This window comes from Bradyrhizobium sp. BRP19 (assembly GCF_020194195.1).
GTDB lineage: Bacteria > Pseudomonadota > Alphaproteobacteria > Rhizobiales > Xanthobacteraceae > Bradyrhizobium > Bradyrhizobium yuanmingense.
On the sequence record NZ_JADYVZ010000078.1, the window covers coordinates 1 to 1,179 of the forward strand.

Here is a 1,179-nt window from a genome sequence, read left to right on the forward strand (position 1 = left end):
GTAGCAACCATTAAGTTGCGGCGGTATTTTCACGCCAGGGCGTACCTCGGGCAACAACGGTGTTGGCGTAGATAAGGAGCTTCCTGGCGCAAGCGATCAGGGCGACGCTGTGCGCTTTTCCTGCGGCTGTCAGGCGGCTGTAGAGGCCGATCAGCGCCTTATTCCAACGAAAGGCTGCTGGGAGCGCCGCGGCGTAGAGGGAGCGCCGAAGGCGGCCCCGGCCGCCGGCGATATGGCGCTGGCCCCGGTGTTTTCCGCTGTCGTCATCGAAAGGAGCCAGGCCGGCGAGTGCCGATGCCTGCTCTCGGCTGATCTGGCCGAGCTCCGGCATCCGGATGATCAGGGCCAGCGCGGTGCGTTCGCCAATGCCTGGAACGCTAAGCACGAGATCAAATCGAACAGCGAGATCGTGGTGAGCGCGCAATTGCTTGGCGATGAGGCGCAGCTGCGCGAGTCTTCGTACCTTGAGCCGCGCAATGTCGGCGAGAACCATTCGTTTAAGGCGTGGTTCACCGATGTGCTCGAGCCTGGTCTTGAAGCGAGCGATATCCTCCTCGATCTGTTCGACGAAGGTGAGGGCATCGGCAAGCGCAGTCAGTCGCGGATCTGGCGCAATCTCATGCGGTTCGATTGCAGCCGCACAAGCGGCAATCAAGGCCGCATCGAGAGCATCATTCTTGGCTCTCTGGCGGTGCAGGCGCGCAAAAGCCCGCACCTGGATTGGTTGGAGAACCAAAACAACAAAACCCGCTGCCCGCAGGTGGTTGACCACACCACGCTCGTAACCACCGGTCGCCTCGATTCCGACGCGTTCGACGCCCGCTTTTGTCAGCTCTGAGCGTAGTTGCTTCCAGCCCCGCATTGAGTTTGCGACCTGCAAACGCAGAACCTGTCCGCAAACCGCAACGTCCAGCTTGTCTTTGGCCGTATCGATACCGGCCGCAATCGTGGTAGTCTTCGTCATCTTCGCCGACCCCTGCCTTGTGAAGCGAACCAGATTGTTCCGGCAACCATCCGGGTCCGATGAAGGTGCTGACGCGATCACGCTACCGGGCAGCCACAAACTGCTCTGGGTGGGCTCGATCCGATCGCCAGCGGCCTGCCGGGGTTGCAGCCCCGGCAGGCCATTCCTCTCGGAACACCCCAATCAATATCCGATTGCGCTATTACAAGGGTGGG

General features: G+C 61.2%; 1 protein-coding gene. It reads right to left on the reverse strand.

Annotated features, from left to right (window positions below):
• Positions 1-10 precede the first annotated feature (10 nt).
• Positions 11-964 (reverse strand): IS110 family transposase, encoded by a 954-nt coding sequence (locus tag I6F36_RS38560; RefSeq protein ID WP_225131589.1) that lies wholly within the window; start codon positions 962-964, stop codon positions 11-13.
• Between the last annotated feature and the right edge of the window lie 215 nt (positions 965-1,179).